Origin of the sequence: Staphylococcus sp. FSL W8-1268 (genome assembly GCF_038003965.1) — a bacterium.
GTDB lineage: Bacteria > Bacillota > Bacilli > Staphylococcales > Staphylococcaceae > Staphylococcus > Staphylococcus hominis.
On the sequence record NZ_JBBOQE010000001.1, the window covers coordinates 1,284,684 to 1,308,236 of the forward strand.

Annotated in this window: 23 protein-coding genes and 1 pseudogene; 22 read left to right on the forward strand and 2 right to left on the reverse strand. The window is 30.4% G+C overall.

Translation table 11 applies throughout. The annotated features are described in order from the left end of the window. Positions 1-28: 28 nt before the first annotated feature. The 4 genes from NST64_RS06600 (at position 29) to NST64_RS06615 (ending at position 6,489) form a co-directional block, all read left to right on the forward strand. Positions 29-1,165 carry a THUMP domain-containing class I SAM-dependent RNA methyltransferase gene (locus NST64_RS06600; RefSeq protein WP_049418363.1) on the forward strand — a complete coding sequence of 379 codons (1,137 nt, stop codon included), beginning with the start codon at positions 29-31 and terminating at the stop codon, positions 1,163-1,165. A gap of 177 nt (positions 1,166-1,342) precedes the next feature. Beyond that, positions 1,343-1,981 (forward strand): SDR family oxidoreductase, encoded by a 639-nt coding sequence (locus tag NST64_RS06605; protein ID WP_002455331.1) that lies wholly within the window; start codon positions 1,343-1,345, stop codon positions 1,979-1,981. A gap of 163 nt (positions 1,982-2,144) precedes the next feature. Further along, positions 2,145-5,588 carry a dynamin family protein gene (locus NST64_RS06610; RefSeq protein ID WP_340731105.1) on the forward strand — a complete coding sequence of 1,148 codons (3,444 nt, stop codon included), beginning with the start codon at positions 2,145-2,147 and terminating at the stop codon, positions 5,586-5,588. 16 nt (positions 5,589-5,604) lie between these two features. Further along, on the forward strand, positions 5,605-6,489 hold the full coding sequence (locus NST64_RS06615; RefSeq protein ID WP_002449873.1) for a 5'-3' exonuclease: 885 nt from the start codon (positions 5,605-5,607) through the stop codon (positions 6,487-6,489). 63 nt (positions 6,490-6,552) lie between these two features. On the opposite strand, the gene NST64_RS06620 is transcribed toward NST64_RS06615, so the two are convergent. After that, positions 6,553-6,954, reverse strand: coding sequence for a ribonuclease HI family protein (locus NST64_RS06620; RefSeq protein WP_107632314.1), 402 nt, complete (start codon positions 6,952-6,954; stop codon positions 6,553-6,555). 99 nt (positions 6,955-7,053) lie between these two features. Next, positions 7,054-7,758, reverse strand: a complete 705-nt coding sequence (locus tag NST64_RS06625; protein ID WP_271436636.1) for a queuosine precursor transporter — start codon at positions 7,756-7,758, stop codon at positions 7,054-7,056. A gap of 198 nt (positions 7,759-7,956) precedes the next feature. Here NST64_RS06625 and NST64_RS06630 point away from each other — a divergent pair, with 198 nt between their 5' ends. From NST64_RS06630 to NST64_RS06715, 18 genes and pseudogenes are all read left to right on the forward strand, one after another. Then, positions 7,957-8,151, forward strand: coding sequence for a zinc-finger domain-containing protein (locus NST64_RS06630; RefSeq protein WP_002449911.1), 195 nt, complete (start codon positions 7,957-7,959; stop codon positions 8,149-8,151). Between the two features lie 11 nt (positions 8,152-8,162). Beyond that, positions 8,163-8,411: a NifU N-terminal domain-containing protein gene (locus NST64_RS06635; RefSeq protein ID WP_002449746.1), complete on the forward strand. Its 249-nt coding sequence runs from the start codon at positions 8,163-8,165 to the stop codon at positions 8,409-8,411. Positions 8,412-8,428: 17 nt separating this feature from the next. Further along, complete coding sequence (locus NST64_RS06640; protein WP_002455334.1) at positions 8,429-9,544, forward strand: conserved virulence factor C family protein; 1,116 nt, start codon at positions 8,429-8,431, stop codon at positions 9,542-9,544. Positions 9,545-9,557: 13 nt separating this feature from the next. Then, a complete protein-coding gene (gene brxA, locus NST64_RS06645) occupies positions 9,558-9,992 on the forward strand; it encodes a bacilliredoxin BrxA (protein ID WP_002449818.1) in 435 nt (144 codons plus the stop codon). Positions 9,993-10,187: 195 nt separating this feature from the next. Then, positions 10,188-11,144: a thymidylate synthase gene (locus NST64_RS06650; RefSeq protein WP_002455336.1), complete on the forward strand. Its 957-nt coding sequence runs from the start codon at positions 10,188-10,190 to the stop codon at positions 11,142-11,144. A gap of 41 nt (positions 11,145-11,185) precedes the next feature. Beyond that, positions 11,186-11,662, forward strand: a complete 477-nt coding sequence (locus NST64_RS06655) for a dihydrofolate reductase (protein WP_002449764.1) — start codon at positions 11,186-11,188, stop codon at positions 11,660-11,662. A gap of 21 nt (positions 11,663-11,683) precedes the next feature. After that, positions 11,684-12,529 (forward strand): DegV family protein, encoded by an 846-nt coding sequence (locus NST64_RS06660; RefSeq protein ID WP_002449849.1) that lies wholly within the window; start codon positions 11,684-11,686, stop codon positions 12,527-12,529. 102 nt (positions 12,530-12,631) lie between these two features. Beyond that, a complete protein-coding gene (msrA, locus tag NST64_RS06665) occupies positions 12,632-13,159 on the forward strand; it encodes a peptide-methionine (S)-S-oxide reductase MsrA (protein ID WP_002449733.1) in 528 nt (175 codons plus the stop codon). After that, positions 13,152-13,580, forward strand: a complete 429-nt coding sequence (gene msrB / locus NST64_RS06670) for a peptide-methionine (R)-S-oxide reductase MsrB (RefSeq protein WP_002488510.1) — start codon at positions 13,152-13,154, stop codon at positions 13,578-13,580. Before msrA ends, msrB begins: the two co-directional genes overlap by 8 nt. 12 nt (positions 13,581-13,592) lie before the next feature. After that, positions 13,593-14,093: a PTS sugar transporter subunit IIA gene (locus tag NST64_RS06675; RefSeq protein ID WP_002449797.1), complete on the forward strand. Its 501-nt coding sequence runs from the start codon at positions 13,593-13,595 to the stop codon at positions 14,091-14,093. After that, positions 14,093-14,314 (forward strand): YozE family protein, encoded by a 222-nt coding sequence (locus tag NST64_RS06680; protein WP_002449915.1) that lies wholly within the window; start codon positions 14,093-14,095, stop codon positions 14,312-14,314. The genes NST64_RS06675 and NST64_RS06680 overlap by 1 nt, the downstream gene beginning before the upstream one ends. Before the next feature lie 284 nt (positions 14,315-14,598). Continuing rightward, positions 14,599-15,984, forward strand: a pseudogene (locus tag NST64_RS06685) (S41 family peptidase); the annotation flags it as partial. 17 nt (positions 15,985-16,001) lie between these two features. After that, positions 16,002-16,505 carry a GNAT family N-acetyltransferase gene (locus NST64_RS06690; RefSeq protein WP_049437774.1) on the forward strand — a complete coding sequence of 168 codons (504 nt, stop codon included), beginning with the start codon at positions 16,002-16,004 and terminating at the stop codon, positions 16,503-16,505. A gap of 18 nt (positions 16,506-16,523) precedes the next feature. After that, a complete protein-coding gene (locus NST64_RS06695; RefSeq protein ID WP_049437772.1) occupies positions 16,524-17,591 on the forward strand; it encodes an undecaprenyldiphospho-muramoylpentapeptide beta-N-acetylglucosaminyltransferase in 1,068 nt (355 codons plus the stop codon). A 17-nt stretch (positions 17,592-17,608) separates the two neighbouring features. Then, positions 17,609-18,232, forward strand: coding sequence for a phosphatase PAP2 family protein (locus NST64_RS06700; RefSeq protein WP_002455341.1), 624 nt, complete (start codon positions 17,609-17,611; stop codon positions 18,230-18,232). 325 nt (positions 18,233-18,557) lie between these two features. Beyond that, positions 18,558-19,217, forward strand: a complete 660-nt coding sequence (locus NST64_RS06705) for a response regulator transcription factor (RefSeq protein WP_002449906.1) — start codon at positions 18,558-18,560, stop codon at positions 19,215-19,217. A 50-nt stretch (positions 19,218-19,267) separates the two neighbouring features. Next, positions 19,268-20,575, forward strand: coding sequence for a HAMP domain-containing sensor histidine kinase (locus NST64_RS06710; RefSeq protein ID WP_369962953.1), 1,308 nt, complete (start codon positions 19,268-19,270; stop codon positions 20,573-20,575). 170 nt (positions 20,576-20,745) lie between these two features. After that, positions 20,746-23,553: a 2-oxoglutarate dehydrogenase E1 component gene (locus NST64_RS06715; protein ID WP_107632317.1), complete on the forward strand. Its 2,808-nt coding sequence runs from the start codon at positions 20,746-20,748 to the stop codon at positions 23,551-23,553.

The following is a 23,553-nucleotide window of genomic DNA, read 5'->3' on the forward strand; positions in this document are numbered from 1 at the left end:
TATGATATGAGACAAAGGAGATGAAATAATGTATCAATTATTAGCAGTGTGTCCAATGGGTCTTGAAGCCGTAGTTGCTAAAGAAATACAAGAACTTGGTTATGATACTCAAGTTGAAAATGGACGTATTTTCTTTGAAGGTGATGCTAATGCCATTGTAAAATGTAATTTATGGCTACGTACAGCTGATCGATTAAAAATAGTAGTAGGTCGCTTCAATGCTAAAACATTCGATGAACTTTTTGAAAAGACAAAAGCATTACCTTGGGAAACAATTATCGATAAAGAGGGGCAATTTCCTGTCCAAGGTCGTAGTGTAAAATCTACACTTCATAGCGTTCCTGATTGTCAAGCCATTACTAAAAAAGCTATCGTTGAACGTCTTAAAAAAGCTTATAATGAAAAAGGATGGTTAAATGAAAGTGGTGCGAAATATCCTGTTGAAGTAGCCATTCTTAAAGATAATGTCCTACTTACCATTGATACGTCAGGTTCAGGGCTAAATCGTAGAGGGTACCGTATTGCACAAGGTGAAGCACCTATTAAAGAAACATTAGCAGCTAGCTTAGTACGTTTAGCCAATTGGAAAGGTGATACACCCTTTATTGATCCATTCTGTGGTTCTGGAACAATTGCTATTGAAGCATGTTTAATTGCTCAAAATATTGCGCCAGGTTTTAATAGAGAATTTGTATCAGAGGAATGGAATATCATGCCTCCTAATATTTATGACGTCATGCGTGATGAAGCTGATCAACAAGCTGACTATGATAAAGATATTCAAGTGTATGCGTCTGATATAGATCCAGAAATGGTTGAAATTGCTAAACGTAATGCTGAAGAAGTAGGCCTAGGTGATATTATTCAATTTAGTGTTAAGGATGTTAATACATTAACTATCGGCCAAGAAGGGCCTGTAGCGTTAGTTGGTAACCCACCATACGGCGAACGTATTGGAGATAGAGATGAAGTAGAAGAAATGTATCGATATGTAGGTAAACTAATGAAACAACACCCGTATTTATCAACATATATTCTTACAAGTAATAAAGAATTTGAGTATTTAGTTGATCGTAAAGCAACAAAACGTCGAAAACTTTTTAATGGTTATATCGAATGCACGTATTATCAATACTGGGGAAAAAAGCCTAATATTGATAAATAAATTGATTTGAAGATTTATTTGAAAATAATTAATTTTGTAAATTTTTCTTAATAAATTAGATAATATTTATTTAAAATTTATGTATTTATTAGCACTATAATAGTGACTATTGTAAAGTTATTAGTAAGCGTGTTAAAAACACAGCACATTTAAACAGTATAGTAAGGAGAGTAAGTTATGCAAACAGTTCTAATTGTAGGGGCTAACGGAAAAGTATCAATTGAAGCAACTAAAATTTTCTTAGAGAATTCTAGTTTTAATGTTGATTTATTTTTAAGAAATGCCCATCGTATTCCTGATTACGCATCTAATCGTATCACTGTCTTTGAAGGTGATGCTAAAAATGTTGAAGATTTAGAAAAAGCATTAGATCAAGTAGATATTGTTTTTGCAAGTTTATCAGGATCCCTAGATAGAGAAGCACAAGCCATTATAGATGCCATGAACAAAAAGAATGTTAAACGTTTAATATTTGTGGCGGCTCCTGGTATTTATGACGAATTACCAGATAAATTCAATACATTTAATAAAGAACAATTTGGTGAAAAATTAACTAAATATCGTAAAGCAGCTGATTTAATTGAAGCTTCTGACTTAGATTATACAATCATTCGTCCTGCTTGGTTAACATTTAAAAATGAATCAGATTATGAAATTACTCAAAAAGGTGATACCTTTAAAGGAACAGAAGTTTCTAGAAGAAGTGTAGCCAATTTAGCAGTACGTATAGCGAAACAACCTGAACTTTATTCTAGACAAAATATTGGAGTAAATAAACCAAATACTGATGGCGATAAACCAGCTTGGTTTAACTAATTCATTCTATATAGGTTTTTATTATTTCTTATGATAAAATTTAATAAACACAGCTAAAGATAATTTAGTTTTATCACCCTAAAAGTAAGGTTATAATTCTTTTTAGTTTTATAACCTTAATTTTTTTATATTTTAGAGTGAGCGAAATAAAGGGGATAGCATTATGCAAAATAATGAACAATTAGATGTATTATACAAACTAAAAAAAGAAATAGAAAAATCGAATAACGAAGCATTAGTACATACAATAAATCAAGTGATTAAAAAAGTATATTTAAATCAATATACTTTATCATTTGTTGGACATTTTTCAGCTGGTAAATCAACATTAATCAATTTATTATTAGAACAAGATATATTGCCTAGTTCACCTGTACCAACGACGAGTAATACGGCTATAGTTTCTGTTTCAAAAGAAGAAGAGATTATTGCTAATTTAGAATATCAAAACTATGTTAAGCTAAAAACGTATGAAGATGTAAAAATAATGAACCGATTAAATATGGATGTGGAATCTATTGAAATAAAGTTCCCTTCAAATAAGTTTAATCTTGGTTTTACATTACAAGACACTCCAGGAGTAGATTCAAATGTTTCTGCACACCAATCCACTACTGAACAATTTTTATATACAAGCAATATGATTGTGTATACAGTTGATTATAATCATGTTCAGTCTGCACTCAATTTCCAATTTATGAAACGCATGAATCAAGTAGGCATACCTATTATTTTTGTTATCAATCAAATTGATAAGCATAATGAGAATGAAATTTCTTTTGATACATTTAAACAAAAAGTAGAACAATCTATACAAGATTGGGATATTAAAGTCGATCAACTATTTTATGTTAGTAAATTTGATCATCCAAACAATCAACTTCATTTATTCTCAGAGTTTTTAGAAGAAAAAGATAAACTACGTGAACCTATTGAAGATTTTGTAACACGTATCATTGAATTTATACATCGTACTCAGCTTTCATATATTCAAGAGCATATGCAAAATATACTTGACGACTTAAATATCAATGAATCCGAATTTGAAGAATCCTATAAACAATTTCAACAGAATCAAGCTATAAGTGAAGAAGCACAATTATTAAATCATTCTTCTCAATTATTAATGTACTTAAAAGAAAAACGGAAAAATATATTAGATAATGCTTATATTATGCCTCATGATATGCAAGAAGATATTCGTTATTATCTTGAAAGCATGGCTTTAGACTTCAAAGTGGGTGGTCTTCTAAATAAAAAAAAGAAAACAAAAGAAGAGAGAGCAAAACGTTTACAAAATGTTGTAGACCGTTTACAAGAAAAAGTGAATCGACACATTCGTCAACCCATGCGTGAAGATTTATCTTTTATAACTCGCTTTATCCATCATTCTGAAGTGAATCAACGAATTTTAAATCAACATTATCAAATTGAACCTACTTTAATTTCTAATTTATATCAAGTACAAACAAGCATTAATAATACCTATGTGCTCACATTTAGTGATGACGTTGTAAAAGCAATTGCACGTGTTGTCGAAAAACAATCAGATTCATTATTTAAAGATATTATTGAACATACTGAAGCAACGGAATTATCTAACATAGATAATAATGATGCACATTTATATGAACAGTATCTTGAGTTCAAGAATTTAAAACAGTCATTAACAACTGAAAATTATAAACATTATTATATTCATATGAATGACTCACTCGATAAATTAATTGATCGAACAGAAATACATTATGAACTTAATCAATCAACCATATCTTCAACAAATGATTTAGACGAAGATATTACATCAACTAAGGCTACGAGAACTCATCACTTTGATATTCAGAAAGCACTGGCTATCATTGAGCCTGTTCCTTTATTCAATAAAACAAAGCAAGACATCAAAGAAACATTGCAACGTATAGATAATAAAATTGTAAAAATAGGTGTCTTCGGTACATTTAGTGCAGGAAAAAGTAGCTTGATTAATGGTTTACTTGGAGATCATTATCTTGTAAGCTCACCTAATCCAACAACGGCAGCTACAACTGAAATCTCATATGGTCATGATAGTCAAATTACTTTGAAAACAAATACGCAATTGTTAAATGAATTAAATCAATTGCTTGAATATCAAAACGTTTCTTTTAACTCTTTAGAAGAATTTATGAATAGTAATATTGAGTCTTTAAAACAACAATTAGAAAAAAATCAATTGGCTTTTATAACATCAGTAGAGAAGCACTTTTCAATGTACCAAGATATGCTAAAAGAAGGTATAACACATACTATTTCACAACATGAAATTAAGCAATGGAGTGCTGAAGACGAATACGCTACATTTGTTAAAACCGTTCATATACACCTTCCACTAGATTGGTTAAAAGACAAAATTATCGTTGATTCATTAGGGTTACATTCTAATAATCAACGACATACAAATGAAACTGAACAAATCTTAACTTCTTCAGACCTAATTTTATATGTGAGCTATTTTAATCACTCATTTACTGATAATGACAAAGCATTTATTGAACATATGAAAGATATTAACCAATTAAATGAAGCACAGACATTTAAAATGATTATTAATGCGGTAGATTTAGCTGAAACTAATGAAGATTTAATAGCAGTGGAGCAGTATGTAAAAGATGCTCTATCTCAAGTGAATCTGCCATCTGAATTATTCGGTGTATCAAGTAAACGTGCATTGGAGACTAAAGATGAAGGCATTCTTAAATTAAAAGAAAGTATTAATCATTTTGTCGAAACTGAATCGAAAACGATTTTAGAGAAGCAAATGGTTCATCAAATCGAGCAAATGCGCGATAACTTTAATCAAATCATCTATGAATTTAAAACAAATCAAACACGTATGTTAGAACGACAACAACAACTTGAAACTTATAAAGATAAAACACCATTAACTAACCAAATGATTCATACAAGTGAGCAACATACTAAAAATGTAGTTGAAGAACAAATCTATCATTTAAATAAACGATTACAGCTTCAATTATTAGATGAGGTTAAAAAAGTATATAATAGTCAAATGACACAAAATAATGATTTTAATGATGAAAAGAAACATGCTACGAAAATGTACTTAGATCAAGTTCATCAACGATTATATTTAGAACAAACTTTATTAGTCGAAAGAATAAAAACATACTTTACTTCTCAATTAGATCAACAAGTAGCACCAACAATTCAAAAATTAAACTCAGTTCATGTACTTATCCAACCTCATTTTAAAATAACAGCGCCGTTTACTGATGATGCACTATTACGTATTAGTTTAGAAGAGATGCTTTCAGTTTTACCTAAACAGTTGTCTAAACGTAAAATTTTAAATGCAAATGCGCAAAGAGAACTACAAGAAATGATTTGTTCAAATACACTAGAACTACTACAACCATCACTAAACGCATTAAAACAACAATTAGATTATTATGTTTCTAACTTAACTCACGACGCGAACATCGAACTTAATCAGTTAAATAATAATGTTTTAGAACAAATCAATGACTTATTATCTAAACGTATCGATGATTCACTCATTAAACAATTAGAAACAGTAAATCAACAATTGGACCCACTTTTAAATTAGAAAGAAGGATTAATATATGACTCAACGTGTCTTACTTGTAGATGGAATGGCGCTCTTATTTAGACATTTTTATGCTACAAGTCTACACAAACAATTTATGTATAATTCTAAAGGCATTCCAACCAATGGGATTCAGGGTTTTGTTAGACATATTTTTACGGCAATTAAGGATATTAAACCAAGTCATGTCGCGATATGTTGGGATATGGGGCAAGCGACCTTTAGAAATGATATGTATACTTCTTATAAACAAAATAGACCTGCACCACCAGATGAATTGATACCTCAATTCGATTACGTAAAAGACATTTCAGAACAATTTGGTTTTGTGAATATCGGTGTTGCAAATTATGAGGCAGACGATGTCATAGGAACACTCGCTAAAATATATTCAAAAGATAATGAAGTACATATTGTAACTGGAGATAGAGATATTTTACAATGTATCAATGAACAAGTAGAAGTCTGGTTAATCAGAAAAGGTTTTAATATTTATCATCATTATACTCTTAATCGTTTTAATGAAGAGTATGCATTACATCCACTTCAACTTATTGATATTAAAGCATTTATGGGAGATTCAGCAGATGGGTATCCTGGTGTTAAAGGTATTGGAGAAAAAACCGCCATTAAATTAATACAATCTTATGGTAGCGTTGAAAACGTACTAGACAATATCGAATCACTTACACCTAATCAACAGAAAAAAATTGCAATTGATAAAGAAAATTTGATTCTATCCAAACAATTAGCGAAAATCTATACAGATGTGCCTATTGATACAACTGCATTATATGAAGAAATGAAGTATACACATTCATTGAATCATATTCTTTCAATTTGTAATGAACACGAACTTTATGTCTCTGGTAAATATCTTGCTTCAAAAATTTTAATGTAAAACAGATAAAAAAAGAAGATAAAAGAATTCAACATAAATTCTTTTATCTTCTTTTTTACATTATTATTGTTTATTCTTAATTAATTTGTATAGAGCTTGTTGTGCTAATTGATTTGCTTCTTTATTTTTATCTCTTGGAACCCATTTTACAAATAGCAAATCAAAACTTGCTTCTAAAATCTCCATATTTTCAAAAAATGGTTTGAAAAGCGCATTTTTTACATAACCTTGATTCACGCTATCTTCTATCAATTTAGAATCTGTATGCAATAAAGCATTTGAAACATTTAATTCACGAGCATGCTCTAATGCATGAATGAATGCAGACCATTCAGCACTATGGTTGTCCAATTCTCCTAAATCATGTGTATAAGTATATTTAATATCATTTTCTTTAATTACTATCCCACACGTACTACGTCCCGGATTGCCACTCGTCGCAGCATCAAAAAATATTTTAGCCATTAAAAACACCTCTAGTTTAAGCATTAATTAAACACTATTTGTCTATTTAAAAATAGCATATTGCTTAGTAAACCTAAACAATATGCATGTATGATTGTTTTAATAACCTTCGTCTAATTTTTGAATTTTTCCATTTCGATAGAATGACTTCGCAATATAACCAAATGGAACATTGAAAATCGTTGAGACTAATTTTAAAACATACGTAGTAATAAAGATTTCAAATACAACACTTGCAGGCAATGTACCGATAAATGCGATAGTTACAAATAATGCAGTATCAATAATTGAACTTAATACCGTACTTCCATAAGCTCTAATAAAAAATGTTTTATCTGATTGGAAAACTTTTTTTATCATTGAAAAGATGAACACATCTACATGTTGCCCTATAATATAAGCAATAATTGAACCTAAAGCAATTCTCGGCACTAAATCAAAAATCGTAGATAATGCTTTTTGAGATATATCTTCTGGTGCGGGTATAAAATGTAATGACATTTGCATTACAATTATCATAACAAGAGTTGATGAGAAGCCTAACCATACAGCACGTTTAGCAACTTTTCGTCCATAAATATCATTTAAAATATCTGTAGCTAGGTAGATAGAGGCAAACATTACATTACCTAGAGTTGCTGAGATACCAAAAATATCAATCGTTTTGATGACTTGGATATTAGCAATAATTGTACCGATAGCTACCCAAGCGATAAGACCTTGTTTACCAAAACAACGATACATTAAAACCATTACAATAAATGTTACAAAAAAAGTAGCAATGCCAAAAAATTCATTATACATCATTTATCCTCCTAAATTTTGATAATGCGGGTGTTTAGAAACCGCTAAGCAACTTTAATATTTTATAGTAAAAGTAATTCAAATTCAATACTCATTAATCAATTCATATTATAAATATTAAAAAATAAAATCGATTATTTTAAAATGATCATCATATAAGTTATAATAACTCCATATTTATAAAATTAAGTATAAGGAGTGAAAGTTATACTTACACATTCCGAACAAAATGCAATAGAAAAAATTGATGAATTAATGAATACTTATTGTGATAAATGTTTACTGAAAACACACATTAGAAAAACAGAAGGAAAAACACAAGCACATCATTTTTGTATTTCTGAATGTTCAATAGGTAAGCAAATTAAGCAATTAGGCAATGAACTTCAATAGGAGGGAATTTTATGCATATAAAGTCAATTGAAGACACACCAAATTATAATACGATTAAAATTAATTTAAGTGAAAAACGTAAAGATAATCAATCAAATACGTATACATCTGCTCAAGATGGGCAACCTGATTTTATTAATCGATTATTTGATATCGAAGGAGTAAAGTCAGTTTTTTATGTCATGGATTTTATTTCAGTAGATAAAGAGGAATATGCCAATTGGGATGATCTTGTACCTAAAATTGAAGACACATTTTAATTTTAGGAGGAACAGTAGTGGAAATATTAAAAATTGAACCAACACCAAGCCCAAATACAATGAAAATCGTTTTAAGTGAAAAGCGTGCTGATAATCAGTCGAACACATATACAGAAGTCAAAACATCTCAACCTGATTTTATTAATGACTTATTACAAATTAAAGATGTTAAATCTATATTTCATGTAATTGACTTTTTAGCTATTGATAAGTATCCGAAAGCAAATTGGGAAGAGGTATTACCTCAAATTACTGCGTCACTTCAAAAAGAGGAAACGATTAGTCAATCATCTCAGTTTGATGAACACTATGGAGAAGTGAAAGCAGAGATACTCACTTTTAAAAATATCCCATATCAAATTAAATTAACAAATGCTCATGAAGAAATACGTAAACAACTACCTGATATCTTTATCAATAGTATGCTTAAAGCACAAGAAGATGATGATAATGTTATTTTTCTTAGAAAATGGAAAGAGGTTGGTTTACGTTATGGAGAACTTTCTTTAGTTATGGAAGAAGTTTATGAAGAAATCATTGCATTGTATCCAAAAAGTCGATTGGAACAATTAGTCGTTCAAGCTTTATCTAAGCAAACGAAAAGTACATCTCATTTTTATCAACATGTTTCATACGAGGAGTACTTGAATGAATCAGACTGGAAAGTACGTCTCAGAATGTTAACAGAATTTCCAACACCAACACTTGAGGATATTCCACTCTTAGAGCAAGCCTTAAATGAAAATAAGTTACCATTAAGACGTCAAGCGATTGTTTTATTTGGTATGATTGAAAGTAAAGAAATATTGCCATATTTGTATAAAGGATTAAATGATAAGCATCCTGCTATTCGACGTACAGCTGGAGACTGTATCAGTGATTTAGGTTATAAAGAAGCTTTGCCAGAAATGGAAAAAGCACTTGATGATCCACAAAAAATTGTTCGTTGGAGAGCTGCAATGTTTTTATTTGAAGAAGGTGGCAAAGCGCAACTCGCATCTCTAAGAGCGCATGCGAACGACAATGCTTACGAAGTAAAACTTCAAGTGGAAATGGCAATTTCTAGAATTGAAAATGGCGATGAAGCATTAGGTTCCGTATGGAAACAAATTGCTAATCGTAATAAACATTAAAGGAGTTTTTTATATGAATCCGTATGAACAATATATGCATGAACTAGCACAACAAATGCGTTCTGAATTAACTGATAATGGTTTTACAAGTTTAGAATCAAGTGAAGATGTATCAAACTATATGAACAATGTTAAAGATGACGAAACAACATTTGTTGTTATTAATTCTACATGTGGTTGTGCTGCTGGTCTAGCGAGACCTGCCGCTGTAGCAGTTGCTGATCAAAATGATAAAAAGCCAACACATAAAGTCACAGTGTTTGCTGGACAAGATAAAAAAGCAACGCAAACAATGCGCGATTATATCCAACAAGTACCTTCAAGCCCTTCGTATGCTTTATTTAAAGGTACAGAATTAAAACATTTTATTCCGCGTGAACATATTGAAGGTAGAGATATTCAAGATATTTGTATGGATATTAAAGATGCTTTCGACGAAAATTGTTAATATTATTAGACTAATTTACTCTATCTTAATATGCATCTCCAATAATAAATTATCAAACTAAGATAATTTATTATTGGAGATTTTTAAATATAAAAATGTTTTGAAATAATATATACTCAATAATATAATTCATTCAATATCTTTCTATTTTCTAGTATAATGATAATTAATATAAAATTTAGGAGAGATGTACATATGCTCAATCCTTTTGATTCGGCTTATCACGATTTATGTAATGACATTTTAGAAATTGGTAATCAACGTGATGATAGAACACATACAGGTACCATTTCTAAATTTGGACATCAAATCCGCTTCGATTTAACGAAGGGATTCCCTTTACTCACTACAAAAAAAGTATCTTTCAAACTTATTGCTACTGAGTTATTGTGGTTTATAAAAGGAGATACTAATATTAAGTATTTATTAAAATATAATAATAATATTTGGAATGAATGGGCTTTTGAAAAATATATTCAATCTGAAGATTATCATGGTCCAGATATGACAAATTTTGGACATCGTTCTCAAAAAGATGAAAATTTCAATAAAATGTACCAACAGGAAATGAAAAAATTTAAAGAGAAAGTGTTAAATGATGATACTTTTGCTAAAAAATATGGTGATTTAGGACATGTCTATGGAAAACAATGGCGTGATTGGGTAGATCAATATGGTAATCATTTCGATCAGCTTAAAACAGTTATTCAACAAATTAAGACAAATCCTAATTCGAGAAGACACATTGTTTCAGCATGGAATCCGACTGAAATTGATAGTATGGCATTACCACCATGTCATACAATGTTTCAGTTCTATGTACAAGATGGCAAATTAAGTTGTCAACTTTACCAACGTAGTGCAGATATTTTCCTAGGTGTGCCTTTTAATATTGCAAGTTATGCATTACTTACGCATTTAATTGCTAAAGAATGTAATTTAGAAGTTGGAGAATTCATTCATACTTTTGGAGATGCACATATTTATTCTAATCATATAGAGGCAATCAAGACTCAACTTTCTAGAGAAAGTTTTGCACCTCCTACATTAAAAATAAACTCTGAACAATCAATCTTTGATATTAATTATGAAGATTTAGAACTTGTAGATTATCAATCTCATCCAGCAATTAAAGCGCCCATTGCTGTGTAATCTATCTTTAATTAAAAATAAACTAAAAGGGGATATGATAAATGACATTGTCAATTTTAGTGGCACATGATCAACAACGTGTCATTGGTTATAAAAATGCTCTACCATGGCATATTCCAAATGATTTAAAACATGTAAAACAACTCTCAACTGGCCATACACTTGTAATGGGTAGAAAAACATTTGAATCTATTGGCAAACCATTACCAAATAGAAAAAATGTAGTTTTAACTCGTGATAACAATTTTAAACCTGACGGCGTTGAAGTGATTCACACAATAGATGATATCTACAACTTAGAGGGTCATGTTTTTATTTTCGGTGGCCAAACATTATTTGAAGTAATGATTGATAAAGTTGACGATATGTATATCACTGTAGTAGACGGAAAACATCAAGGTGATACATTTTTCCCTCCCTACACATTTGAAGATTGGACGGTTGCATCTTCTGAAGAGGGTCAACTTGATGAAAAAAATACTATTCCACATACCTTTTTACATTTAGTACGAAAATAAAATAAACTAAGAGGAGAAATTATGACTAAACAAGTAATCGTTACAGACTCTACCTCAGATTTATCAGCTGAATATTTAAATCAACATAACATACATGTCGTTCCATTAAATTTAACTATTGATAAAGAATCATTTGTAGATCAAGTAGATATCTCATCTGAGGAGTACATTAAACGTATTGAAGAAAACGCTGACGTCAAAACGAGTCAGCCATCAATTGGTAAATTTATTGAATTATATGAACAACTTGATAATGACAATGACGATGTAGAAATCTTTAGTATTCATATGTCTTCAGGATTAAGTGGAACATATCAGACTGCTTTACAAGCGAGCAATATGGTTGAAGCAAAAGTAAATGTGATTGATTCAAAATCAATTTCATTTGGATTAGCATACCAAATTCAACGTTTAGTAGAACTTGTAAATACTAATCTTTCAAGTATAGAAATTATTAAACATATTTCAAACTTGCAGAAAAATATTAAACTATTTGTTGTTATTGGCCAACTCAATCAATTAATTAAAGGTGGACGCATCAGTAAAACAAAAGGTTTAATCGGAAATATAATGAAAATAAAACCGATAGGAACACTTAGAGAGGGATATTTAGAAATCGTACATAATTCTCGTACTCAAAATTCTAGTATTCAATATCTAAAAAAAGAAATTGCTAAATTTATTGAAAATCATACTATTCAATCGATTGGTATTGCACATGCAAATACGATTGAATTTGTTGAAAAAGTAAAAAATCAATTTAATGAAGCATTTGGACAACAAAGCTATGATGTTAATGTAACGACACCAGTCATTTCTACACACACTGGTCAAGGCGCTATCGGTCTTGTCGTAGTTAGAGGATAATAGATAAATAATAGGTCACTTAAGTTATTGATTTCTGAGTTAATTACTTTAATTTAATATCATTATATCGTAAATTTAAAGAAAGATAGAGGAGGTAATATAATGGCATATGCAACATTAGCAGGAGGATGTTTCTGGTGTATGGTTAAACCCTTTACATCTTACCCAGGTATTGAAGATGTCGTATCAGGTTATAGCGGCGGAGATATAGAAAATCCAACGTATGAACAAGTATGTTCAAATCAAACGGGTCATAGAGAAGCAGTTCAAATTACTTATAATCCAGATATTACGTCATTTGAAAATATTTTAGATGTTTACTTTAAAATATTTGACCCGACAGATAATAAAGGGCAATTTTTTGATAGAGGCGAAAGCTATGAACCAGCAATATTTTATCACGATGAACAACAAAAAAAGGCTGCCGAATTAAAAATCCAACAACTAAATGAAGAAGGTATTTTTAAAAAACCAATCATCACACCAGTTCTTCCTTACAAAAACTTTTATCCAGCAGAAGATTACCATCAAGACTATTATAAAAAAAATCCTATGCATTATGAGCAATATCAACGCGGTTCTGGTAGAAAAGCATTTATAGAATCACATTGGGGGTCTCAAAATGATTAAAAAAGATAAAAGCGAATTAAATGATATGGAGTATCTTGTTACTCAAGAAAATGGTACAGAACCTCCTTTTCAAAATGAATATTGGAATCATTTTGATAAAGGAATATACGTAGATAAAATTTCTGGTAAGCCTTTATTTACTTCTGAAGAGAAATTTGAATCTGATTGTGGTTGGCCGAGTTTCTCAAAAGCATTAGATGATGATGAAATTGTTGAACTCGTAGATAAATCATTTGGTATGATTCGAACTGAAGTTAGATCAGAAGATGCTAACAGTCATTTAGGTCACGTATTCAATGATGGCCCAAAAGAAAGTGGCGGATTGCGTTATTGTATTAATTCTGCAGCCATTCAATTTATTCCATACGAAAAATTAGAAGAATTAGGATATGGCGATTTGATTCCACATTTTAATAAATAGGAGCGATGAATAATGTTTAAAAAATTATTTGGTAAAGATAAAGAAGTCAATAAAGAAACTCAACTATATGCACCATTAACAGGTGAATATGTCAAAATTGAAGATATACCAGATCCTGTATTTGCCCAAAAAATGATGGGTGAAGGTTTCGGTATTAATCCTACTGAAGGTGAAGTAGTTTCCCCAGTTGCTGGAAAAGTTGATAATGTTTTTCCAACAAAACATGCAATTGGTTTAAAAACTAAAAATGGTCTTGAAATTTTAGTACACATTGGTTTAGATACGGTGCAGTTAGACGGTGAAGGATTTAATGTACTTGTTAGCAGTGGTGATACAGTACAAGTAGGCGACCCTCTACTCAAATTCGATTTAGAATTTATTAGAAATAATGCCAAATCAGTTATTTCACCTATTATTATTACAAATTCTGATCAAACAGAATCTATTTCACTCGATGATGTTAAAGCTGTTATTAAAGGTGAAACTAAAGTTGTCGATGTGACAATGAGCTAATGAAAGATCATTCATTTTATCAATTTGCCTTAACGGTTAGAGGACGTAAAGATGATAAAGGTGAATTAGCCGAAGACATTTTCAATGACTTATCGTTTCCAAAACATGAAAGTGACTTCAACATATTATCAGACTATATCGAAATGCAAAGTGACATTACGTTACCTATGTCCGTATTTGATGATTTATATGAAGAATATACAGAATGGTTAAAATTCTAATTTAAATTCGTTTTATGTCTAAATATGATATGGAGTGGCATATAAATCTTAATTTTAGATTTATATGCCACTCTTTTTATTTTTATCTAATTAAGAAATACAATTTCTTATAATTTGCGTTTGCTCAAAAATAAAGACATACTAGGTATGTCTTTATAAAAAATGATAAGAGACAAGATGTAATTAGAGGAAGTGATTTTATGAATAATCATTCTGAGGAGCACCATGACGGACAATCAGATGAAAAAAGATATGCATCTACTAAAAAAAAGATGCATTTGACAATATGGCAGTTTATCTTAATTTTATTAAGTGTTATTATCATTACAACGATTATAGCTGTATTTGCGACGATAGGAATCAATCATAAATTAAGTGGTTTAACTAAAGAAGAACGTCAAGAAATGAAAAAAATAGAATTTGCATATAAAACGTTAGATACAGATTATTACAAAAAACAAAACTCAAGTAAACTTTCTGAAGCTGCGATTAATGGTATGGTAAAAGAATTAAAAGATCCATATTCTGAATACATGACAAAGTCTGAAACAAAGAGCTTTAATGAAGATGTATCTGGAGATTTTGTAGGTATTGGTGCAGAAATGCAAAAGAAAAATAAAGATATTATGATTACAAGTCCCATGAAAGATTCTCCTGCTGAAAAAGCTGGCCTTCAACCTAAAGATATTGTCACAAAAGTTAATGGCAAGTCAGTGGTAGGTAAACCTTTAGATCAAGTTGTTAAAGTGGTAAGAGGTAAAGAAGGCTCAAATGTTAAGTTAACTATTAAACGCGGTTCTGAAGAAAAAGATATTAACATTAAACGTGGTAAAATTCATGTTAAAAGTGTGGAATATAAGAAAAAAGGTAACATAGGTGTATTTACGATTACTAAATTCCAACAGAATACTGCGGGTGAATTAAAATCTGCAATTATAAAAGCTCATAATGCTGGTGTTCGAAATATCATCTTAGACTTGCGTAATAATCCAGGTGGATTATTAGATGAGGCAGTTAAAATGGCTAATATTTTTATTGATAAAGGTCAGACTGTTGTTCAACTTGAAAAAGGCAATGATAAAGAAGCAATTAAAACTTCTAATGATGCTTTAAAAGATGTTAAAGATATGAAAGTGAGTATTTTAGTAAATGAAGGTTCCGCAAGTGCGTCAGAGGTCTTTACAGGAGCAATGAAAGATCATCATAAAGCTAAAGTGTATGGCTCAAAAACATTTGGTAAAGGAATCGTTCAAACCACACGAGAACTTAAAGATGGCTCATTATTAAAATATACACAAATGAAATGGTTAACACCTGATGATCATTATATTCATGGAAAAGGTATTAGACCAGATGTTATAATTGATTCTCCTAAGTATCAATCATTAAGTGTTATTCCGTCTGATAAAACATATTCTGTTGGCGATAATAATAAAAATGTTAAATCAATAAAAATTGGTTTAGATGCTTTAGGTTATTATAACGGAGATGAATCAAACCAATTTGATAATCAATTAGCTAATACTATTAAACTATTCCAATCAAATAATCAACTATCTGAAACGGGAAAATTTGATACCAAAACAAATGAAAAATTCACTCAATTATTAGTTGAAAAATCAAATAATGAAGACACGGTCTTAGATAAATTATTAAAATTAATAAAATAGAAAGGAATATCTATTATATGATTAGACTAGGTAAACATGAAGATATTAATCAAATCGAAACATTAGTGTCAGAAGCAAAAGATTTAATGAAATCATTTGGGAATAATCAGTGGGACGATAAGTACCCAGCTACTGAACATTTTAAGAAAGATATTGATACTAAGACATTATATGTTTTAGAAGAAAATAACACTATTTATGGATTTATTGTTGTCGACCAACAACAATCAGAGTGGTATGATGATTTAGAATGGCCAGTTGATAGAAATAACGCTTATGTTATTCATAGATTAGTTGGTTCTAAAGATTATAAAGGTGCAGCAACTCAATTATTTGATTTTGCAGTTAAATTAGCAGAAGAACATCATATCCATGTGATTCTGACAGATACTTTTGCATTAAATAAACCCGCTCAAGGTTTATTCGAGAAATTTGGTTTCCAAAAAGTAGGAGAAACAGAAATTGACTATCATCCATTCAATAGAGGCGCACCATTCTATGCATATTATAAAAACATATAAGAATAGAGGTTAATAATCATGTCTAAAATTGCGTTTACCGGAGGCGGCACAGTAGGCCATGTGTCTGTGAACTTAAGTTTAATTCCAACTGCATTAGAAAAAGGACATCAAGTTTTTTATATTGGCTCTAAAAGCGGAATAGAACGAGAAATGATTGAATCACAAATTTCGAATATTAAATATTACCCAATTTCAAGTGGTAAACTACGTCGTTATTTATCTTTTGAAAATGCAAAAGATGTTTTTAAAGTATTAAAAGGTATCTTAGATGCCCGTCGCGTTCTAAAAAAAGAAAAGCCTGACTTATTATTTTCTAAAGGAGGATTTGTTTCTGTTCCTGTTGTTATAGCAGCACGTTCATTGAATATTCCTACCATTATTCATGAATCAGATTTAACTCCTGGTTTAGCAAATAAAATATCTTTAAAATTTTCAAAAAAAATATATACAACATTTGAAGATACGCTTAAATATCTACCTAAAGATAAAGCTGATTTTGTAGGAGCAACAATTAGAGAAGATTTAAAAGAAGGTAATCAACAAAAAGGTTATGAAATAACAGGGTTTGATTCAGATAAAAAAGTATTACTTGTTATGGGTGGTAGCCTAGGTAGTAAAAAATTAAATGATATTATTAGAGAGAATCTTGAAGCTTTACTACATGATTATCAAATCATTCATTTGACGGGGCATGGATTAGTAGATGAGTCTTATAAACAAAAAGGATATATCCAATATGAATTTGTTAAAGAAGAATTAACGCATTTATTATCGATTACAGACACAGTCGTAAGTCGTGCAGGTTCTAATGCTATCTATGAATTCTTGACTTTAAGAATCCCAATGTTGCTAATACCACTAGGACTTGATCAATCTAGAGGAGATCAAATTGACAATGCTAAATATTTTGAATCCAAAGGATATGGAAAAATGATTCCAGAAGATCAACTTACACAATTCAAATTACTCGAACAACTAAAACAAATTGAGTCTCACCGTAATGATATTATTCATCAAATGGAATCTTATAAAGAAAGTTATACTAAAGAAGACTTATTTAATAAAATCTTGAACGATGCGCTTTAATATAGGAGGACCAATTGATGAATAGAACGAAACGCATTACATTGCTCATTGTTTTTACATTAATCTTTGGCATCATTGCATTTTTCCATGAATCACGTTTAGGCAAATGGATTGATAATGAAGTATATGAATTTATTTATGCATCGGAGAGTTTTATTACTACATCTATTTTATTAGGTGCAACAAAAATTGGGGAAGTATGGGCAATGGTTTGTTTGTCATTAATGCTTGTTGCTTATTTAATGCTTAAACGTTACAAAATTGAAGCTTTATTTTTTGTTATCACTATGTCACTATCAGGTATATTAAATCCTTTACTAAAAAATATTTTTGATCGCGAACGTCCAACATTACTACGTTTAATTGATATTTCTGGATTTAGTTTTCCTAGTGGACATGCAATGGGTTCGACTTCATTTTTTGGAAGTGCAATGTATATTGCCCAACGTAGAGCATCAGGAAGTACAAAAGGTGTTATTATCGGACTATGTGCGGCACTTATTTTACTCATTTCTATTTCAAGAGTTTATTTAGGCGTACATTATCCAACTGATATTATTGCAGGAATCATCGGAGGTGCTTTCTGTATCGTTCTTTCAACTTTAGTATTAAAAGGATTACATGAGCCTACAATCTTATAAACAATAAATAAGTGCGCCTTATTTGGCGCACTTATTTATTATTTACGTATCGTTTTAAAACGAACGTTTATTAATATTTACGGACACATAAATTAAGGGGGGAATGGCTTGAAAATGATTATAATTCTAAGTATTTTGAATTATAGGGGAAACTTAGAATTAATTGATAATCATTTTCAATTAATATTATAACTTATTGATAATGATTGTCAATTAAAATTTTACTTTTTATTTTATTCATTCTAGTAACAAATAATTTTTATGATAAAATATTGGTTATATTACGAGAAGTCATACGTTTATTAAAAAAGAGGTGTCTGAAAAAATGACTAATATTTTAATCGTAGAAGATGAACAAAATTTAGCCAGATTTCTTGAATTAGAATTAACACATGATGGTTATAAAGTAGACATCGAATATGATGGGGAACCTGGTTTAGAAAAAGCATTAAATAACGATTTTGATTTAATTATTTTAGATTTAATGTTACCAAATATAAATGGACTAGAAATTTGTCGACGTGTACGCCAAGTGCAATCAACACCAATTATTATCATCACTGCTAAAAGTGATACTTACGATAAAGTGACTGGATTAGATTATGGTGCAGATGACTATATAGTAAAGCCCTTTGAAATTGAGGAACTTTTTGCAAGAATTCGCGCTGTATTACGTCGTCAGCCTCATAAAGATATTATCGATATCAATGGTATCAGAATAGATATTGATGCATTTAAAGTAACTGTTGATGGCAAGCAATTAGATTTTACTAAAACTGAATATGATTTATTGTATCTATTAGCAACGAATCGCAATCACGTATTACAACGTGAACAAATTTTAAATCATGTATGGGGATACAATAGTGAAGTAGAAACGAATGTGGTTGATGTATACATCAGATATTTAAGAAATAAATTGAAACCTTTTAATAAAGAGAAAGTCATTGAAACTGTTCGTGGTGTAGGATATGTGATTCGATAATGAAAAATCATACATTACAATATAAATGGATGACAATCACTACATTGATTATGTTTACGACAATTATTTTATTTTGTCTTATTATTATATTTTTCTTAAAAGATACTTTAAGAGAAGGAGAAGTGGAGGAAGCAGAACATAGTTTAAGTGATATTGTCAATTTAATTCAAACGCGTCCGATTAATAATATATCGATATTAGATTTAAGTGCTTCATTAGAAAATTATGAAGAAGTCATTATTTACAATCATATAGGTCAAAGAATAATGAAATCATCTAATGAAAGTACAATTCAGTTTATACCTAACAACAATTTACAAAAGACCGATCGAATTCAGGTAATGCGAAATAATGGAAAAGAATATTTAGTTATTACTGAACCACTTCATAGTCCAAACTTTAAAGGTTATAGCGTACTTATTCATTCTCTTGAGCATTATAACAACTTAGTAAAATCACTTTATATTATTGCTGTTGTTTTTGGTCTACTCGCTACAGTGATTACTGCATGTATTAGCTATTTCATTTCTAAAAACATTACAAAACCGCTAGTAACAATGTCTAATAAAATGAATCAAATACGACGCGATGGTTTTCAAAATAAATTAGAACTTGATACAAGTTATAAAGAAACAGATAATTTAATAGAAACTTTCAACGAAATGATGTATCAAATTGAAGCCTCTTTTAATCAACAAAGACAATTTGTTGAAGATGCTTCTCATGAGTTAAGAACACCACTTCAAATCATTCAAGGCCATTTAAATTTAATTAAACGATGGGGTAAGAAAGATCCTGACATTTTAGAAGAATCTTTAAATATTTCATTAGAAGAAATGAATCGAATTACAAAGCTAGTAGAAGAATTATTATTATTAACCAAAGATAAAGTAAATATGCAATCCTTAGAAAAAGAGGACGTTGATATCAATGAAGAAATTCAATCACGAATTAAGGCACTTCAACAACTGCATCCAGATTATTTATTTGAGATTGAATTAGAACAAAAACCTTTAGTTTTGCAAATTAATCGTCATCAATTTGAACAATTAATCTTAATTTTTATAGACAATGCTATGAAATATGATAAAGAGAGAAAGCATATATGTATTAAAACACAATTGCGTAATAAACAAATAAGTATTGAAATTACCGATCACGGCTTAGGCATACCAAAAGAAGATCAAGAATTTATTTTCGATCGTTTCTATAGAGTAGATAAATCTAGAGCAAGAAGCCAAGGTGGTAATGGTTTAGGGCTTTCAATTGCTGAAAAGATTGTGAGTCAATATGGAGGTTACATTTCTGTAGATAGTGAACTTAATCAATTCACAACATTTAAAATCAATTTTAAATAAAAACACAGATGATAATAATCTGTGTTTTTTTATTAATATAAAATTAAAAAAATTTATCTTTATTGAATTTTTTCTTTTTACATAATATTCAGTCAATAGTCTTTATCAATAGTCAAAATAGTGCTATGATAGTTTTGTAAGCGGTTTAACTATTTTGTGGAGGGTATAAAATGGCAAAGGATAAAAGGGATGTTACGGAAGCTCCAGTAAATTTTGGGGCAAATTTGGGTCTTATGCTCGATTTATATGATGATTATCTTCAAGACCCAACTTCTGTCTCAGATGATTTACAAGTGCTTTTTAGTACAATAAAAAATGGCGAAGCACAAATTAAAGCTAAGTCTACCACAGATGGGAGTGGTACTTCAGCAGATGATAGCACAATCAAACGTGTCATGCGATTAATTGATAATATTAGACAATATGGTCATCTAAAGGCTGATATTTATCCTGTAAATGCGCCTAAAAGAACGCATGTCCCAAAATTAGAAATTGAAGATTTTAATTTAGATAAAGAGACATTAGAAAATATTTCATCTGGTATCGTATCAGATCACTTTAGTGATATATACGATAATGCTTATGAAGCGTTAAAGCGTATGGAAAAGCGTTATAAAGGCTCTATTGCGTTTGAGTACAATCATATTAACAATAATAAAGAACGTACTTGGCTAAAACGTCGTATTGAAACACCTTATAAAGCTACTATTAATAATGATGAAAAAATCAACTTATTTAAAACACTTGCTCATGTTGAAGGTTTTGAAAAATATCTACATAAGAACTTTGTCGGAGCAAAACGTTTCTCAATTGAAGGTGTAGATACATTAGTGCCAATGTTGCAACATACATTGAAGCGTGCTGCTCAAGAGGACATTCAGAATATTCAAATTGGAATGGCACATAGGGGACGTCTCAATGTTTTAACACATGTATTAGAAAAACCTTATGAAATGATGATTTCAGAATTTATGCACACGGATCCAATGAAATTCTTACCTGAAGATGGCAGTTTAAAACTTACTGCTGGGTGGACAGGAGACGTTAAATATCACTTAGGTGGCGTAAAAACTACTTCTTCATATGGTATTGAACAACGTATTTCTTTAGCAAACAATCCTAGTCACCTAGAAATTGTAGCACCTGTAGTTATAGGAAAAACACGTGCTGCTCAAGATGATACACATCATGCGGGTGGACCAACTACAGATTTTCATCACGGTATGCCAATTATTATTCATGGAGATGCTGCATATCCTGGTCAAGGTATCAATTTTGAAACAATGAATTTAAGTAATTTAGATGGTTATTCAACTGGCGGAGCACTACATATAATTACAAATAACCGAATTGGTTTTACAACTGAACCTATTGATGGTCGTTCTACAACGTATTCATCAGACATCGCTAAGGGTTATGATGTACCTATTCTTCATGTGAATGCAGATGATGTAGAAGCGACAATTGAAGCCATTGATATTGCTATGGAATTTAGAAAAGAATTCCACAAAGACTTTGTCATTGATTTAGTAGGTTATCGTCGATATGGACATAATGAGATGGATGAACCATCTATTACAAATCCAACATTATATCACAATATTAGAAAGCATGATTCAGTTGAAGTGATTTATGGAAATAAACTTGTAGATGAAGGTATTTTAACGAAAGAACAAATGTCTGAAATGATTGATTCTGTACAAAAAGAAATGCGTACTGCTCAAGATAAAATTGATAAATCAGATAAAATGAATAGTACTGCAATGAATAAACCAGAATCGCTTCAGTTGCCTTTACAAAGTGATGAAAAAGAGTTTAGCTTTGAACATTTGAAAGAAATTAATGATGCAATGTTAAACTATCCTGAAGATTTCCATGTATTTAGAAAATTAAATAAAGTATTAGAAAAACGTAGAGAGCCTTTTGAAAATGAAAATGGTCTAGTTGATTGGGCTCAAGCAGAACAATTAGCTTTTGCAACAATTGTTCAAGATGGCATATCAATTCGTTTGACAGGTCAAGATAGTGAACGTGGTACATTCAGTCACAGACATGCTGTACTACATGATGAAGACAATGGCAATACGTATACACCGCTTCACCATGTACCAAGTCAAAAAGCAACATTTGAAGTGCATAACAGTCCATTATCAGAAGCTGCAGTCGTAGGCTTTGAATATGGATATAATGTTGAAAATAAAAATAGTATGAATATTTGGGAAGCCCAATATGGAGATTTTTCAAATATGGCACAAATGATGTTTGATAATTTTATGTCATCTGCCAGAGCTAAATGGGGCGAGCGTAGTGGTCTAACTTTATTCTTACCACACGCTTTTGAAGGTCAAGGTCCTGAACATTCATCAGCACGTTTAGAAAGATTCTTACAACTGGCGGCTGAAAATAATAGTACAGTGGTCAATCTATCAAGTTCTAGTAACTACTTCCATTTATTACGTGCACAAGCTAAAAGTTTAAATACTGAAGCGATGAGACCATTAATTGTGATGTCACCTAAGAGTTTGCTAAGAAATAAAACAGTGGCTAAGCCAATTAGTGAATTTACAACTGGCGGTTTCAAACCAATTATTGTTGAAGATGCTCAAAAAGCTAAAGTAACAAAAGTCATTTTAGCTTCTGGAAAAATGTTTATTGATTTAAAAGAAACATTAGCAAAAGAACCTAATGAAAATATACAACTTATTGCTGTGGAAAGATTATATCCTTTCCCAGAAGAGGACATTAAAAAAGCTTTAGAAGAATTACCAAATTTAGAATCTGTTGCTTGGGTTCAAGAAGAACCTAAAAACCAAGGCGCATGGTTATTTGTTTACCCATATCTTAAATCTATTGTTGGACATCAATATAATTTAAGTTATCAGGGTAGAATACAACGTGCAGCACCTGCCGAAGGTGATGGAGAAATTCACAAACTTGTTCAACATAAAATTATTGAAAATAGTGTCAAAAATAACTAG